Genomic DNA, 15,721 nt, shown 5'->3' with positions numbered 1-15,721 from the left:
GCCATCTGTTAGATGGTTAGAAAATAAAGGGAGGTTCATATGAAAACTATCGCCCGGAAAATGATGATCATTTTGATTGTCATATGTGTCATCATGCCAACTGTATTATTCGCGGGAGGCAAGAAGGAACAGTCAAATCTACCGCTGATTTATGTCGTCATGCAAGGTAGCCAGAGCATGTTCCCGCGCTACCAGGTTGCGGCGATGCATCAATACATGGAAACGGCACATCCTGCTGTCAGCATTCGTGTCGTATTTGCTGATGATGATGCATCCAACCAACTGCGTCAGGTAGAAACCGCAGTAGCAGAAGGTGCAGCGGCAATTGTCCTGAATCCGGTTGACAAAGTTCAATCGGGGGTAGCTGTTGATTTCGCCCATGCCGCTGGCATCCCAATCATCACGCTAAGTCAGTCAACGAACAGTCAAAATGAAACGGCGTTCGTCGGATCTGATGATATTGAATCAGGCATACTCCAGATGCAAAGACTACTTGAAGCAGCAAAAGAAAAGGGTATTGAAAAACCACGTTTTGCTTATATTAATGCTGTTCTCGGACATTCCGCCCAAGTTTTGCGTGAACAGGCGTACAAGCAAGAACTCGCGAAGCATCCGGAGGTTCAGTTGGTAGTTCAGAACACTGCTGACTGGTCGGGTGAAAAAGCTCTGCAACTGGTTGAAAACTGGATTCAGATTTATAAGAAAGGCGACGATCCAGGAATCGACATGATTGCAGCACATGCCGACTGTATTCTCGTTGGTGCGATTACAGCTGTAGAGAACGCTGGTCTGGTCGGTAAGGTTCTGCTTTCAGGTATTGACGCTGATATGCCTGTCCTTGAAAAGATTAAGGCTGGTGTTGTTGACAACACAATCTGGCAGGATGCTGTATTGCAAGGTGAAACTGCCCTTAAGGTGGCAATTGAAGCTGCCATGGGTAAGAAAGTCGAGACAATCCTGATTCCTTTCCAGACAGTGACGAGAGCAAATGTCGATGAATACATCCAGAAAGCTAATTTCAGGAATGAACTGGCTGCTAAATATTTCTAGGTAGGATTTTTCCGGATGGAGGTAATCTCCATCCGGAACTCTGGTGGTGGTTGCCATTCATGATTCATGTGAATGCGGAAAAGGAGATGTTCGGTGGAAAAAGCAACATGCCTGGAAATGAAGAACATAACAAAATATTTTGGTGGAGTTCACGCGTTGAACAAGGTAAGCCTTACTCTCAGGAGTGGGGAAGTACACGCCTTGGTGGGTGAAAACGGCGCGGGAAAATCCACACTGATGAAGATTCTTATAGGTCTTCATCAAAGTGATGACGGTGATATTTTGCTGGATGGAAACAACATTTCTTTCCGGAATGTAAAAGACGCCCAAAATGCCGGAATCAGCATGATATTCCAGGAATTCAACCAAGTCAAAGTTCTGTCAGTCATGGAGAACATCTATTTAGGGCGTGAACCAAAGACAAGAACAGGTGCTGTCGATTATAAAAAGATGTACCAGGATTCAGAAGCCTTGTTGTCTGAACTTGGTGTCGATTTGGATCCAAAGGTAAAAATAAGGGATTTGACTGTTGCAAAATATCAACTGGTGGAAATCGTCAAAGCTATTTCCCTCAACGCAAGAATCATTATCATGGATGAGCCGACTTCAGCGTTGAGTAGAAATGAAATAGAATACCTGTTGAATATGGTTCGACGATTACGTGACCAAGGCAAGTGCATAGTATTCATTTCCCATAAAATGGATGAGATTTTTGGGGTTTGTGAACGGGTTACGGTACTCCGCGACGGGAATTTGATTCATACCGGTATCGTGAGTGAAATCTCGGAGAAAGAACTGATCCGTCATATGGTGGATCGCGAGGTAAAGGAACTGTTCCCGAAGCAGAAAACTGACATCGGAGATACAGTCTTGGAAGTCGAAAATCTTTCCGTTGCAGGCAAATTCAACGATGTTTGTTTTGAATTACACAGTGGTGAGATTCTCGGAATTGCGGGTCTGATGGGTGCTGGTCGTACCGAATTGGTGGAAACGATTTTTGGTATGAGGAAGCCAGACAAAGGCGAAATTTTCCTGAGAGGGGAAAAAATTGTCAATCGCATTCCTGGGGACGCTATCAAGCGTGGTATTGTCATGTTGTCCGAAGATCGAAAGCGCAATGGAGTGTTTCTAAAACTATCCATCCGCAACAATATTCTACTTTCATCGTTGAAAAAGTGCATGAAATATTTTTTTATCAGGAAAAAAATTGAAGATCATTTTCTTAGTGAATATACACAAAAATTGGAAATTAAATATGCGGACGACTCACTTCCCTGTAAGAATCTGTCAGGAGGGAATCAGCAGAAAGTAGCGATAGCCCGTGTACTGAACGCTGATCCTGACATCATCATACTTGATGAGCCGACGCGAGGCATCGATGTAAAAACAAAATCTGAAATACATCGGCTGATGTCTCATTTGGCTAGTACAGGCAAGGCAATTCTCATGGTTTCATCTGAACTGCCAGAGATTTTGGGTATGAGTGATCGAATTCTCGTGCTTCATGAAGGTATGCAGACAGGGATTTTAGATAGAAAAAATGCGACTGCGGAAAAAATCATGGCTTTGGCAGTGAGTACCCGGCCGATGGAGGTATAATAATGGAACAAAAGGGTAAGGATTTGGGAGTAAAGTTGAAAAAATTTGATGCACGGCAGTTTCTGCAAGGTCACGGCATCATAATCGGATTCATTGCCATTGTGGGACTTCTGTCGATAGCAAGGCCGAATTTTCTGAGCATCGGCAATATCGTGACCATGCTGCGACAGGTTTCAGGTATAGGTATTGCTACGATTGGCATTGGTTTCTTGATCATTATGAGTTGCAATGATTTAGGTCTGGGCAGTGTTCTGGCGTTGGTGGGAATTTTGTCAGGATTGACGGTTTCTACCGGGGCTTTCGGTCTGGCGTTGCCAACTGGAGTTGGTTTTCTTGTCGGAATCGCTGCATCGACCATGGTTGCTCTGTTTGCAGGGACGATCATCGCTAAGGCACGTATCCCGGCTTTCATTGTGACCATGGGAACCATGAGTATTTGTCGCGGGCTTGCTTTGATTTTTGCCCATGGCATGCCGGTGGCAAATTTCCCTGCTGCCTTCACCTACTTGGGAACGGCCAATCTGGGGCCAATCCCTTGGTCGGTGATTATGTATATCATGGTGATAGGCGTGGCTTGGTATATCCTGAATAAACGGCCATTCGGAAGGTATATTTATGCCGTCGGGAGTAACGAAGAAGCTGCCAGAGTCGCGGGTATCAACGTTGACCGTGTGAAGATTCTGGCTTATCTGTTCGAGGGCATCACACTAGGTATCGCCGGCATCCTTTACGCTGGACGTCTCAAGTCTGCTTCCCCGACATTTGCTACCGGTTATGAATTGGACGCCATTGCTGGTTGCATCATTGGTGGAGTAAGTTTTTCTGGGGGTATTGGAACTGTCAGTGACATGGTCATCGGTGCGCTATTGTTGGGAGTAATCAACAATGGTATGGATTTGTTGGGCGTCGAAGCCTTTTATAAACAGGTTGTCAAAGGAGCTATTATCATCATTGCTGTTCTGATTGACCGTAAAAGAACCGGACGAAGCTGATGATTTTTTAGGAAAGTCCTGCTGGTAAAGATTAGTGTATTGTCAACATGAAAAACCCTTCAAAAGTGGAAATTTTTGAAGGGTAAATCTTAAGATAAGGAAGAGGCTGTGAATGAATCAATGATTCGTTTGAACATCATAAATTTCCCGAAAGAAGACATTGGTTTGTTTATTCCCCAATGATTTTGACAAGCACGCGCTTGTCCCTCTTACCATCGAACTCAAAGTAGAATATCTGCTCCCATGGACCCAAATCCAGGCGACCATCGGTAATAGCTACTACGACCTCACGACCCATGATTGTTCTTTTCAGATGCGCATCAGCGTTGTCCTCATAACCATTATGTTCATACTGGGAGTAGGGCTTTTCAGGAGCCAGCTTCTCAAGCCACTTCTCGTAATCGTGATGCAGACCTGTCTCGTCATCGTTGATGAAGACTGATGCCGTGATATGCATTGCATTCACCAGTACCAGACCTTCTTTGATTCCACTTTCTTTTACTAGATTTTCAACAGTGTCGGTGATATTTTTCAATCCTCTGCGGGAGGGAATGTTGAACCATAACTCTTTCCTGAAACTTTTCATGACAGCCTCCAAAAAAATGATACCATGGTTTCAGCTCTACGCTGAATAGGTATTTTATACTTGCTTAAAATACTTAACATATGTTAATATAATTGTATGACGACACAGGAAAAATTGGACATTCTGTCCCGTGATGCACAATATGATCTCTCTTGCGCCTGCGGTACGAAACGTCCGGATGAACATAGAAAACGTTCCTTGGGCGGTGATTCTTGGCTATATCCCGTGACAGTCACATCCGGTGGCACAGGCATCATGCTCAAGACGCTCTTGGGGAATGTTTGTTCCAATGATTGCCTGTACTGTCCCCTCCGTTGCCAGCGTGATTTCAAGCGTGTCATCATGACTCCTGATGAACTTGCGACATTCTACATGGATTTTCTCAGGAAGCGGCGACTGATTGGGATATTTCTGAGTAGTGGTGTCATGGGTAGCGCGGAGCGCACGATGCACGATTTGGTCGCTACAGCTGAAATCCTACGGAAGAAGTATCGTTATAGAGGATATATTCATCTTAAAATCATCCCCGGAGCATCCCGTCCTGCGATTGATGCTGCCATGAAGTATGCGTCGGCGGTTTCCTTGAACATCGAGACTCCGGGAGCCCAGCATTTCCGCCGTCTAACACATAAGAAAGACTATCATCAGGACATCCTTGAACCACTTCAATACATTCTTTCCCAGACCTCGCGGGAAGGTACCCATCCGCATGTCACGACCAGCAGTCAGTTTATCGTCGGGGCTTCGGATGAAACGGACAAGGACATCCTGACATACTGCAACACACTCTATGGCGAAATGGGAATGAACAGGCTGTACTATTCCGCCTATCAACGAGGACTGGGGGATCCGTCTATTCCCGGAGAGATGGTCGGGGAGGATGTGTCGGACGCGTCCTTTAAGGGTAGAGAACAATACGAGCATTACAGGCAGACAAGGGGAGGAGAGTTTACACAAAACTGGAGTTCCAATGCTACTCTTTTCCCTGAGCTTGCCAGTCTTCCTGCCAGGGATGATTCCCTGCTGGTTCGTGAGCATCGTCTCTATCAGGCTGACTGGCTGATGCGTATTTACAAGTTTTCCTTCGCTGACATCCAATTTTCCCCAGACGGAAACCTTGACCTGACACGGGATCCCAAGCAAATATGGGCGGACACGCATCCTGAATTCTATCCGGTATCTGTTCGGAAAGCACCTGAACAGAGCCTTCTCAGAATACCCGGCATCGGCCCTGTGTATGCCAAGAAAATCGTCATGCATCGTAGGAATGAGGGCATATATTCCCTAAATTCGTTGCCTGTTCCTCCAACTGTCCTCTCAAAAGCCCTTCCATACATCATTCTCTAGGTGTATTTGTTGACCGGAGATGTATCTATGCCGTACAGTTATGGCAAGAGGTAGATACAAGATGGTTCCGATGCGAAAAAAAGAGCGTGCGATGAATCGCAAAGAAGCACTGGAGGCCGTCAAGGAATGTTCTTTTGGCGTTCTTTCCATGGTGAATATTCGCTCGGAGCATCCGCTCGGTGTCGGAGCGCCCTATGCTATTCCTCTCAACATTGTCTTATGCGGTGAGATTGTGTATTTCCATTGTGCCCGTGAAGGTCACAAGCTGGATAATCTGCGCGCTGATCCTCGCGTGATTTTGAGCTGTACTTCTTACGAGAAAGTAATTTCAGAAAAGCTGACTACCGTCTATGATACAGCTTTGGTTTTTGGTAATGCCCGTGAGGTGACTGATGAGAAGGAACGGCGCATTGCCATTGATGAGCTGGTCAGGAAATATGCGCCTGCGGAACTTGGTCGGATGGATGACATTATGGAAAAGTCCGGACACATCATGGGTATCTGGGCGATAGATATTGTTGATGTTTCGGGGAAGCGACGGCAGATGCCTGGCTCTCAGGAGGCTCAGAGTGTTTGAGGGGCGCAAATGGGATATTGCTTCCCTGCGCGACATGAATGCAGAGAAGGTAAGGAAAAATCTCTCTGAAAGTGGCATTTATCTTGAACTTGCCTTCAGGACATTGCAGATGTTGCTTGCTTCCTATCAGCCTCTTTCCATCCTCAAGCTTTTGGTTTGGGAATACCGTCGTATCGATACACGATACCGTGCAGATGATATTTTCTCCCGTCAGGTCATCCTAAGGACGATTGACTTGGTTCAAAGCGCAGTCGTGTACCAAAGATTTCCCAGTCATGAACAGCTTACCACTGCGGTTGATGTCAAGAGCAGAGACTGGAAGCGTATCATGCAGATTGGCGAGGATTATTGCAGGTGGACTATCCGATATTGCGATAATGATGCTCTTAATAGATATATGCGTGGGGAATTTGGCGAAAAAAGCTCAAAAAATGCTATTGATACTATGGTGAAGTATCGGGATGGAGAGCTTGATGTTTTCTTTCCGAAGCCTGTTTCCTTAGATGCCTTGGAAAACGAAATCACAAGAATGAGGGCACATATTCTTCCTGTTTCTCCATTATTGGAAGATGTATTCGGCATGTCCGCGGAACAGATTGTCTCCGCAGTTCGTCACATTTCGGAAACCACTATCTCTGGTATCGACAAGTTGAGCGATGACGCCACGGCGTTTCGGGTATCTAGCGAATTGAGCATCAGGGCTTTGCGTGCCCAGGGGCATCAGAAAGAGAGTGATGACGAGCTGATGGCAAAAATCGTGAAGGAGCAAGGACTTGATGAAAAAGTGCGGGATATATTAGGTCGTCGGGATGGCTTTGATCTTTTCGATGTGTCCCGTCTTGCATATGTCTCCCTATCGTTCATGAAAAAACTGTCGCTTGGTACCTCGCAAGGCTCTGCATTTCCTGCTGTGGATGATTTCCCTTTGAAAAACATGGCAGCGGTGCTGTATCCGTTCATTGATGTTTCAGGTGTGGTATACTGCTTTACAGGGCTTTCTCTCCCCGGAAGGTTTGCAATGGTTTTACGTGAGGCTGTCATCCGAGCCCTTCCTAATGGTGGATATCTTTGGGATGAAGCGGTCAGACGGTACACACCAGAGATGCATCCCGAACCAGAGATGCATCCCGAACCAGAAGGGTCATTTTCAGCAGACGGAGAAATGATGAGGAAGATTTTCTTTTTCCTTTCTCCAACGGGAACAATGGCTCGCCTGTATCGTTCTTTTCCTGCCGATGTAAAAGAAAAAATGGAACACTTGCTGGTCGAGGGTATGACGGTTATGCAAAAACAAGGCAAGGAAAAGATGATTAGCTTTCCAGAACATAGGCTGACATTCATCCTGGCTGGCGATAAAGGCGACCAACTAAGAAATATGGAAAGACGAAACAGCGTCGGAGCCATCATGGTCGTGAATGATCAGGAAAAATGGGAAAAAGTTGAAGTAATCTTTGACGGGAACGGAGCAATCACAAGTGCCAATGAACAAGATCTCGGAAGAAACGATTTCAGCGCGACTGATTGGAAATGGATTACTGTACTTGGTGGAAGACTTAGGGCTAGACGCTGGGAAAAAGATATAAAAGCGTAAGAGTCTGGACGGGGTAGATGGATACGGATAGACGGATACTATGAAAAATTCCTGGGGTGGTATGACATTGCAGCGGGAACTGCTATACTGCGTGAAGCTGGCGGTCTGTTGAAACCAGTCGAAGAAACGTCCCCTTTGACGGATGACCGCTGTGATTTCATCGTATCGAACGGACATATACAAGAGTGGTTGTGCGCAACTATTCTTTCATGATATCAGGAGATGAGACTTCATGCGTTTCACGACAGTACTTTTTGACCTTGATGGAACCCTGATGGACACATCACCGGGGATTTTTGCATCAGTTCGTCATGCTCTTTCAGCCATTGGCTGGCCGCAATCAAACCAAGAAAAGCTCAATCTTTTTGTTGGGCCGCCATTGAAAGACTGTTTCCGGCTGGCATGCGACATGACTGACGATGAAGTCATCATGCAGGCAGCGGCGATTTACCGGGAAAAATATAATGAAGCCGGACCTCCCGGTTCCAGTCCATATCCTGGCATGACAGAAGTGCTGGAGACGTTGCGCTCTGAAGGAATCCTTTTGGGAGTAGCGACGCTGAAACCCGAACCGCTTGCCCATGAAGTCCTGCGGTATAATGGGATTGAACACTACTTTGATTATATAGCCGGCGCTGATTTCGATGGTGCGAAGACCAAGGCCATGATCATAGAGACATGCATGGATGCTTTGGGAGTCTCTGCGGAGGAAACGGTCATGGTCGGGGATACCCCGCACGACCTGGAGGGAGCCCGTATCGCCCGCGTTCCGTTGATAGCTGTAGACTGGGGTTTCGGTTTTGTACGAGGGTATGAAGGTCGGGAAGACGGCGTGATGGCGGTTGCCCGTGCTGCGTCGGACATCATCCCCATCTTGAACGGTAGCACTGGGCAGAGCCGTCCGTGATTGTTACAAGGAATTGCAAGGGCTTACAAGGATAGGTCGGCAAAGTGTCCGCTGGTAGCACGCTGAAGATCCTGCGGGGAAAGGCCGAGCTGCACGCCTCTTACTCCCGCGCTGACATAAATTTTTTCTTGAACCAGAGCGACTTCCTCGATGAACGTGGGAAATTGCTTTTTCATGCCAATTGGAGAGCATCCTCCCCGGATATATCCTGTGACCCTTTGCAGTTCATCCAGTTTGACCAAAGTCAGCTCATGGCTGCCTGTTAGCTGACGTGCTTTTTTGGGATTCACGGAAAACGCCGCCGGTACACAGAACACAAAAATATTCTTTTCCGTATCCCTCATCACGATTGTCTTGAATACAGTGCCGGGATCGAGTCCTGCCGTCTGTGAGGCATGCACGGCATCAAGATGGTCTTCACTCCATGAATATGTCACCGTGGTGTAGGGGATGCCGAGCTTTTCAAGGATGCGCATTGCATTTGTCTTGGGAATATCGTTCTTCATTGCACATCCTCCACTGTCACGCATGGTAGTGGACGGCAAGAATGGAAGCAAGGCCATCCGGCAGCAAGCCCTGAAAAAACATGGAAAAACACAAAAAGGCACGGAAAAACCACAGGGAAAAACGTGATTCCTGGTGGTTACTAAAGATTCCCGGCTTGTTGTCTCTGGACAGGTTTTGGCATTTCTGTTAACGTAGCGAAAAATATTGAGGGGAATGCCCGTGAGAATATCATGCATCACTAGAATGACCTTGTGGTTCGGCCATGGGGGATTGTCATTTCCTTCTATTTGTTATCATGTCAATCAGTACCGGTAGTCATTGCTACCGGTATTTTTTTGCCTCGGTATGAAAGATTATGAAAGGGTATGCGAGCGTATGAGAGTGAAGGAGAAGCAAGCGATGGGAGAAAATGTGTTTTCCGGACGGTCACTATGTGTTATAGATGATTTTTCCGTCCAAGAGAGACAGTACTTGTTTTCACGGACAAAAGAATTGAAGGATGCCATTGTTGAGGGCAGGGAAGACAGGGCCGATGTTTTCCGCATCAATGATCAAGATTACGGCATCTATGAAGTTTTCCTTGAAGACAGCACACGAACCAGGGAGAGCTTCAGGAACGCCGCCAAGTTCCACCATGTCAAGGTAAGCGAGTTGAACGTAGACAGTTCGTCATTTACCAAAGGGGAGAGTTTTGCCGATACCTTCAATACTCTGTGCGGTTATTCCAATGCAATCTTCATCATCCGTAGCAAAGTGGAGGGAGTATGCCGCTGGCTTGAACAGGAATGCACTGATTACGCGCGACGCAACGGACTGCCATACACTCCCGTATTCATCAACGCGGGAGACGGGAAGCATGAACATCCGACCCAAGAACTTCTCGACGAGTTCACTTTCCTTGAAGATAACTTGTGGTCAACGGAAAACATTCATCTTGCTTTGGTCGGAGATTTGTTTCACGGACGTACCGTCCATTCCAAAGCTAATGGACTCACTCTCTGGAAGAACGTGAAGGTCGATCTCATCGCTCCGAAGGAACTCTCCATGCCCGCCTCCTACGTGGTGAAGATGAAAGAGAATGGGTTCGATGTCCGCTCGTTCTCATCCCTGGAGGAATATCTTGCTCAGGATGACATTGCCCCGAAATGGTATTTCACCCGTCCCCAGCTCGAAAGGATGGGAGAGCGCATTCTGAAACGACAGGACGAACTGCGGGCAAGCATCACCTTCCGCAAGGAATGGCTTGATGTCATCGACCCTGCGACCCGTTTCTACCATCCTCTGCCCCGTCATAAGGAACATCCCACTATTCCGACCTTCCTTGACGCGACGCCGTTCAACGCATGGGAACGACAATCGATCAACGGCATGTATGTGCGCATGGTTCTGCTCTCTTTTGTCAGCGGACGCATCGGGGAGGATTTCATTCCCCCTGTCCATGAAACAAAGACAGAAGCGGAAGATTATATTGTGAAAGTTTCTTTAGAGGGAAAGGAAGGTAAGCCCAAGCAGTACAGCGAAGGCGTAAAACCATTGCACGACGGCATTGTCATTGACCATATCTGCACCGGTGACACTCCCTCGGAGATACGGGAACACATGCGCCGCATCAGCAGGGTTCTGGATCTCGATGACGGTCGGGGAGGTGAATGGATTTCCTGCGGGGAAGACGGACGGTTCAAGGGTATCCTTTTCCGTCCTGAAGTCGCTCCATTGCCACGAAAATCCCTTAAGCGGCTTGCCGCTGTTGCGCCTGGCTGTACGCTCAACATCATTTCCGGAGCGAAGATTACGGAAAAATACAGGATGCGTATGCCTCCGCGCATCTATAACTTTGATGATTTAGGATGTACCAACACTGCCTGCATTTCTCATGAGAGCCTTCATGAAGGGGTTCCTGCCATGTTCCGCCGGACGGCGGATGATAAGTTCGAGTGCGCCTGGTGTGATACTGTTCATGGGTTCAAGGAAATCTGGAAGGGCGCGATGGCACGGGACAAACGGGAGGAAGCATGAGGACTTTGGAAGACATACAAAAACACTACGGACGTGAATTGGCTCGCCGGGCCATGGAACTGGAGGCAGTGAGACTGTCTCCGGAAGAACCTTTCACCTGGGCCAGTGGTTACCGGATGCCCATTTACAACGACAATCGGCGTTTTTTGGCGGAAGCATCAGCGCGGGCGTATATCTGTGAAGCCTTCGCCGCGGCAGTGGAAACACTCGGCCTGCATCCACGGAACATAGCCGGAACCGCCACGGCTGGCATCCCCCACGCCACGACTTTGGCCGATAAGCTGGGACTTCCACTTTCTTATGTGCGCTCACAAGGCAAGGATCATGGGATGAAACAGCAGATAGAAGGGCTGACCCGTCCCACGTATGAGGGAGTGGAGGTGCTGTTGATTGAAGATTTGATTTCCACGGGAGGCAGCTCCGTCGCGGCGGTGAACGCCATCCTTGCGGCTGACGGTCGATGTCCTGTGTGCCTGGCAATTTTTTCCTACGGTTTTCCGGCATCCCAGGAAACTTTTTCCCAGATAAGGCCGGTCTGTACGCCGTATTCCCTGCTTGAGTATGATACATTGGTGGATGTGGCACATGAAGCAGGCTATGTTTCCGAGGATGGAGCAAGGATACTCGCCGATTGGCGCATTGATCCCTTCGGATGGGGAGAGCGACATGGGTTTCCCAAAAAAGGATGAGGTGAGGATGACGTATCGTGACATTCTGAATGAATCAGCCCGAAGGGCAGGTAACTGTGCATGTGTCGGCCTCGATCCCCGTCCTGGAAATCTTCCCCGGAAGATAGTGATGGACGCGGGAGACCACCATGGTAATCTTGTACGTTTTTTCAGCATTTTGCTGAAGGAAGCCGCGCGACGTAATCTGAAGCCTGCGGCGTTCAAGCCGAACATAGGTTACTGGCAGTGTCTCGACGCTCCCCGGAAAGGGGACTATCAGGGAAGCCGCGCCTTGGCCGATGTACTGGACATGGTAGAGGAGCTTTTTCCCGGAGTTCCGGTCATCCTTGACTCGAAAAGAGGGGATATCGCATCCTCAAGCACTAATTATGCTCATGAGGCATTCAATTCCTGGGGTGCCCACGCTGTGACGGTTTCTCCGTACATGGGGTCTGATTCAGTCGAGCCCTTCGCCAGCGTGGGAGGCAGACACAGGGGAGTGTATGTCCTGAACCGAACCAGCAACCGAGGGGCTCAGGATTTTCAAGGGATGGATGTCCGTGACAGGAATGATTCGGGAGAGAAAAAAGAACCGCTGTACATGGCGGTTGCGCGTCGCATCGTTACATGGGAGAAAACCTATGGTGGTACTTTGGGGGCCGTGGTGGGCGCAACGTCTCCCGCTGAGCTGGGTGCGTTGGCATCATTCTATGCTGACCATGAGATTCCCCTGCTCATCCCCGGCGTTGGAAGCCAGGGAGCTGGTGCCACTGATACGGTAAGCTTGCTCAGGGACAGCGGCTATCCTGTAGAACTGGCACGTATCAACAGCTCCAGCGGCATCACCATGCCATGGAAGGACACTCCTGCTCCTGATTCCTGGGAAGACATGTGCATGGATGCCTGGTCAAGGTTGCTTGAGGAGACAGTGCTATGATGCATGATTCCATGAAGCCATCTTTGAAAGCTTATTTGACCGGTCGTCATGAACGGAGCCGGAACGCTCCGCATGAAACGCCTGTTGCGCTGACTACGGTCAGTGGAGTGGCTACTACCCAACCGGGTTTGATTGCGTGGTGTGACCGCGAGATACCGGACTTTGCCATCCTTACGACCAAGAGCTTTCAAGTTGCGCCTAATCCGGGCAATCCGGAGCCTGTCATCTGTGAGACCATCCCCGGAAACTTTGGAAATTCTGTCGGTTTGCGTAATCCAGGAATGACGGTTGCATTGGAACAATTGCGCGAACTACGGAAGCGACATAGCTTGCGCGCCTATCTGCTCGTTTCCCTGTCAGCTTCTAACCCTGATGATTTCATCACTTTGGTAAAAGCATTTGATGGCGTATGTGACGGAATTGAATTGAATTTTTCTTGTCCTCATGCAAGCTCAGGCTATGGTTCATCCATTGGATGTGATCCTCATATTGCTTCTTCATATGTCCGTGCCATCCGTGAGAACACTGCTTTAATCCATCCTCTCTTTATCAAGCTGACACCGAATGTCGAGGATATTGGCATTGTCGCCCGGAGTGTCATGGAAGCTGGCGCGGACGGGCTTACCGCAATCAACACAGTCGGCCCATGGATGCATACTGACCCTGTTTCCGGTACACCCATCCTCCAGAATGCTCTTGGGGGAAAGGGAGGGGCAAGCGGTAAGTGGGTGCGTGCCCGCGCTCTTGAATGTGTCAGGGAGATTCGTCAGGCAGTGGGTCAGCATGTACCTCTCATTGGCATGGGTGGAGCGACCTACGGAACCGATGTCGCCGCGTTCATCGAGGCGGGAGCCGATGCCGTTGGCTTGGGGAGCGTACTGGGACGTGTGGAGCAAGCAGCATGGCCGATGTTTGTTTCCTCGGTAAGGCAGACGGCGACCACCGTGCTTGCTGGAAAGCAGTCTGCACATCAATCTACAAATCAATCTACCCCGCCTGTTCAGCATATGCCTGAGAAAGACATGGTTCGGCAGGAACGGGGCATGGCTTATGTCCGGCATATTGTGCTGTCGAAGGTGATGTATGACGAGGCTACGGCGGTCATCACACTTGACGGACATCTGGAATGCCAGAGCGGACAGTTTACTTTCCTCTGGCTTCCCGGCATAGGTGAGAAGCCTTTCAGTGTCGCGGAGAGCGAGCCGTTTACTTTCATCATCAAAGTCAGAGGAAAAGTAAGCGCAGCTCTGGTTGCCTTGGAATCAGGTGATAGCGTCTATGTCCGTGGTGTATATGGGGCTTCCCTGACAATTCCCCGAACCGATGACGCGCTCTTGATTGCAGGAGGGACGGGTGTCGCCGTCCTGCCTGACATGACCCGGCGTCTTGCGCAACAAGGGACTCGAATACGCATCTTGACGGGAACGACATCAACGGTTTCCAAAGGGACTCCGGCCTTGCTTGAGGCGGAACTTTCACAGTACGGAGAATTTACCTGTGTTCCTGATGACGGTGTGCCAGCCAGGGTTCTGGATTATGTGGAAAAGCATGTGGAGACATCGGTGCCTACCGAGGTGTTCATCATTGGCCCGGAGAAATTCATGGCCAGGGCGGCGCGGCTCATGCTTTCGCGGGGCATAGGAGCGGAACATATCCACCTGTCCATGGAGAAGCTGACGCTCTGCGGCATCGGCATGTGCGGAGCGTGTGTCTGCGGTGAGCGTCTGACCTGCCAGTATGGGACGTTCATGACCTATGATTATCTGCTCAAGGAGATGCCTGAATTTTTATGAAAGCACAATTCCCCTCAATGATAGACCCCCATGTCCATTTCCGGGACTGGGAACAGAGTGAGAAGGAAACGCTCCGCCACGGGATATGTTCCGGTTTGGTTGCCGGAGTCTCCTGTTTCTTTGACATGCCGAATACTGTTCCACCATTGACGGATGAAGCGACAATCCTCCGGCGGCTCTCCCATGCTGACAAAGTGATGGCGGAGATGGATGGAGACGATGCTATCCGTATTTCCTATCATGTATATGGGGGCATCACGACGGACATGGAGCAAATACGTGACATGGTTGCCCTTCATGCCAGGCTTTTTCCCCTGATGGTCGGTCTTAAGCTCTTTGCCGGACATTCAACTGGAAACATGGGTGTTGTCACGGAAGAACAGCAGAGGGCGGTATATCGGACATTGGCGGACTGTGGCTATAAAGGGGTAGTCGCCCTGCATTGTGAAAAAGAAGCGTTGTTATGTCCTGATTGTGATGCACCGGATGATGCTCTGGCTCATTCCCTTGCACGTCCTTCCACGGCGGAAGTGGAATCAGTCCGTGACCAGATACGTTTTGCCCGTGAGGAAGGATTTGCGGGGACGCTCCATGTCTGTCACATCAGCACGGCTGGAGCAATTGGACTGGTGAGCGAGGCGAGGGAACAGGGGATGCAGATTACCTGCGGAGCTACACCACATCACGCCCTGCTCAGCGTACAGGACTCCCTGCCGCATAGACATCTGTCAATGAACCCTCCTTTGAGGGAACAAGCGGACAGGGATGCCGTGTTCTTGGCTCTCTTGGACGGACATATCGATTGGATTGAGACGGATCACGCCCCGCATACACGTGAAGACAAGAAGAACGGGGCAAACGGCATACCCGGATACACTGGACTGATGCTTCTTATCCGCCGTCTCAGGATGGCAGACTGTCCGGAGGAAAGGCTCCGGGATTTGTTGGGTAAAAACGTCCTGCAAGCCTTTGGTCTGGATGGACAGGCAATAACCGTCCCCGATGCATCTTTCATAGACAACAGCCTCGGCAGTTCACGGGTGAGATATCCTTGGGATCCGTATGAGGGCATGGAATAGAGTCAATTTGAATAATCAAAAAAAGATGAAGATTCCGCAAGACTTGTGCCAGCATGTAGATGCTCATAGTGT

Annotated in this window: 15 protein-coding genes; 13 read left to right on the top strand and 2 right to left on the bottom strand. The window is 49.1% G+C overall.

Annotated elements, in window-relative coordinates:
• The first annotated feature begins 39 nt into the window (after positions 1–39).
• The 3 genes from SPICO_RS05330 to SPICO_RS05320 all read left to right on the top strand — a co-directional run bounded on the left by SPICO_RS05330 (position 40) and on the right by SPICO_RS05320 (position 3,641).
• Positions 40–1,050 (top strand): sugar ABC transporter substrate-binding protein, encoded by a 1,011-nt coding sequence (locus SPICO_RS05330; protein ID WP_013739655.1) that lies wholly within the window; start codon positions 40–42, stop codon positions 1,048–1,050.
• 93 nt (positions 1,051–1,143) lie between these two features.
• A complete protein-coding gene (locus tag SPICO_RS05325) occupies positions 1,144–2,649 on the top strand; it encodes a sugar ABC transporter ATP-binding protein (RefSeq protein ID WP_013739654.1) in 1,506 nt (501 codons plus the stop codon).
• Between the two features lie 2 nt (positions 2,650–2,651).
• Positions 2,652–3,641, top strand: a complete 990-nt coding sequence (locus SPICO_RS05320) for an ABC transporter permease (protein WP_013739653.1) — start codon at positions 2,652–2,654, stop codon at positions 3,639–3,641.
• A gap of 169 nt (positions 3,642–3,810) precedes the next feature.
• On the opposite strand, the gene SPICO_RS05315 is transcribed toward SPICO_RS05320, so the two are convergent.
• The gene (locus SPICO_RS05315) at positions 3,811–4,227 is read right to left on the bottom strand and encodes a secondary thiamine-phosphate synthase enzyme YjbQ (protein WP_013739652.1); all 417 of its coding nucleotides are present in this window, start codon (positions 4,225–4,227) and stop codon (positions 3,811–3,813) included.
• Between the two features lie 96 nt (positions 4,228–4,323).
• Between SPICO_RS05315 and SPICO_RS05310 the strand changes: the two genes are divergently transcribed.
• The 5 genes from SPICO_RS05310 to SPICO_RS05295 all read left to right on the top strand — a co-directional run bounded on the left by SPICO_RS05310 (position 4,324) and on the right by SPICO_RS05295 (position 8,649).
• The gene (locus tag SPICO_RS05310) at positions 4,324–5,574 is read left to right on the top strand and encodes a radical SAM protein (RefSeq protein WP_013739651.1); all 1,251 of its coding nucleotides are present in this window, start codon (positions 4,324–4,326) and stop codon (positions 5,572–5,574) included.
• Positions 5,575–5,665: 91 nt separating this feature from the next.
• Complete coding sequence (locus SPICO_RS05305) at positions 5,666–6,151, top strand: pyridoxamine 5'-phosphate oxidase family protein (protein ID WP_169310057.1); 486 nt, start codon at positions 5,666–5,668, stop codon at positions 6,149–6,151.
• Positions 6,144–7,742 (top strand): hypothetical protein, encoded by a 1,599-nt coding sequence (locus SPICO_RS05300; protein ID WP_013739649.1) that lies wholly within the window; start codon positions 6,144–6,146, stop codon positions 7,740–7,742. The genes SPICO_RS05305 and SPICO_RS05300 overlap by 8 nt, the downstream gene beginning before the upstream one ends.
• Before the next feature lie 21 nt (positions 7,743–7,763).
• Positions 7,764–7,955, top strand: a complete 192-nt coding sequence (locus SPICO_RS10550) for an inositol monophosphatase family protein (protein WP_148229079.1) — start codon at positions 7,764–7,766, stop codon at positions 7,953–7,955.
• Between the two features lie 19 nt (positions 7,956–7,974).
• Positions 7,975–8,649, top strand: coding sequence for an HAD-IA family hydrolase (locus SPICO_RS05295; RefSeq protein WP_013739648.1), 675 nt, complete (start codon positions 7,975–7,977; stop codon positions 8,647–8,649).
• A 23-nt stretch (positions 8,650–8,672) separates the two neighbouring features.
• On the opposite strand, the gene ybaK is transcribed toward SPICO_RS05295, so the two are convergent.
• Entirely contained in the window at positions 8,673–9,155 is a 483-nt protein-coding gene (gene ybaK / locus SPICO_RS05290) for a Cys-tRNA(Pro) deacylase (RefSeq protein ID WP_013739647.1), read from the bottom strand.
• 400 nt (positions 9,156–9,555) lie between these two features.
• Between ybaK and pyrB the strand changes: the two genes are divergently transcribed.
• The 5 genes from pyrB to SPICO_RS05265 are packed head-to-tail and all read left to right on the top strand — an operon-like array spanning position 9,556 to position 15,649.
• Positions 9,556–11,172, top strand: coding sequence for an aspartate carbamoyltransferase (gene pyrB, locus SPICO_RS05285; protein ID WP_013739646.1), 1,617 nt, complete (start codon positions 9,556–9,558; stop codon positions 11,170–11,172).
• Complete coding sequence (locus SPICO_RS05280) at positions 11,169–11,861, top strand: orotate phosphoribosyltransferase (protein ID WP_013739645.1); 693 nt, start codon at positions 11,169–11,171, stop codon at positions 11,859–11,861. The genes pyrB and SPICO_RS05280 overlap by 4 nt, the downstream gene beginning before the upstream one ends.
• Positions 11,839–12,777 carry an orotidine-5'-phosphate decarboxylase gene (pyrF, locus tag SPICO_RS05275; RefSeq protein WP_013739644.1) on the top strand — a complete coding sequence of 313 codons (939 nt, stop codon included), beginning with the start codon at positions 11,839–11,841 and terminating at the stop codon, positions 12,775–12,777. The genes SPICO_RS05280 and pyrF overlap by 23 nt, the downstream gene beginning before the upstream one ends.
• A complete protein-coding gene (locus SPICO_RS05270) occupies positions 12,774–14,570 on the top strand; it encodes a dihydroorotate dehydrogenase (RefSeq protein WP_013739643.1) in 1,797 nt (598 codons plus the stop codon). Before pyrF ends, SPICO_RS05270 begins: the two co-directional genes overlap by 4 nt.
• Positions 14,567–15,649 carry a dihydroorotase gene (locus tag SPICO_RS05265; protein ID WP_013739642.1) on the top strand — a complete coding sequence of 361 codons (1,083 nt, stop codon included), beginning with the start codon at positions 14,567–14,569 and terminating at the stop codon, positions 15,647–15,649. Before SPICO_RS05270 ends, SPICO_RS05265 begins: the two co-directional genes overlap by 4 nt.
• Positions 15,650–15,721: the final 72 nt, after the last annotated feature.

This window comes from Parasphaerochaeta coccoides DSM 17374 (assembly GCF_000208385.1).
Taxonomy (GTDB): Bacteria; Spirochaetota; Spirochaetia; order Sphaerochaetales; family Sphaerochaetaceae; genus Parasphaerochaeta; species Parasphaerochaeta coccoides.
This window is presented reverse-complemented; position numbering and strand designations above follow the sequence as displayed.

Excerpts from the sequence above, each read along its gene's own strand:
- SPICO_RS05330 (WP_013739655.1), top strand. The coding sequence starts at position 40 with ATGAAAACTATCGCCCGGAAAATGATGATCATTTTGATTGTCATATGT.
- SPICO_RS05320 (WP_013739653.1), top strand. The coding sequence starts at position 2,652 with ATGGAACAAAAGGGTAAGGATTTGGGAGTAAAGTTGAAAAAATTTGAT.
- SPICO_RS05315 (WP_013739652.1), bottom strand. The coding sequence starts at position 4,227 with ATGAAAAGTTTCAGGAAAGAGTTATGGTTCAACATTCCCTCCCGCAGA.
- SPICO_RS05310 (WP_013739651.1), top strand. The coding sequence starts at position 4,324 with ATGACGACACAGGAAAAATTGGACATTCTGTCCCGTGATGCACAATAT.
- SPICO_RS05305 (WP_169310057.1), top strand. The coding sequence starts at position 5,666 with ATGAATCGCAAAGAAGCACTGGAGGCCGTCAAGGAATGTTCTTTTGGC.
- SPICO_RS05295 (WP_013739648.1), top strand. The coding sequence starts at position 7,975 with ATGCGTTTCACGACAGTACTTTTTGACCTTGATGGAACCCTGATGGAC.
- ybaK (WP_013739647.1), bottom strand. The coding sequence starts at position 9,155 with ATGAAGAACGATATTCCCAAGACAAATGCAATGCGCATCCTTGAAAAG.
- pyrB (WP_013739646.1), top strand. The coding sequence starts at position 9,556 with ATGGGAGAAAATGTGTTTTCCGGACGGTCACTATGTGTTATAGATGAT.
- SPICO_RS05280 (WP_013739645.1), top strand. The coding sequence starts at position 11,169 with ATGAGGACTTTGGAAGACATACAAAAACACTACGGACGTGAATTGGCT.
- pyrF (WP_013739644.1), top strand. The coding sequence starts at position 11,839 with ATGGGTTTCCCAAAAAAGGATGAGGTGAGGATGACGTATCGTGACATT.
- SPICO_RS05270 (WP_013739643.1), top strand. The coding sequence starts at position 12,774 with ATGATGCATGATTCCATGAAGCCATCTTTGAAAGCTTATTTGACCGGT.
- SPICO_RS05265 (WP_013739642.1), top strand. The coding sequence starts at position 14,567 with ATGAAAGCACAATTCCCCTCAATGATAGACCCCCATGTCCATTTCCGG.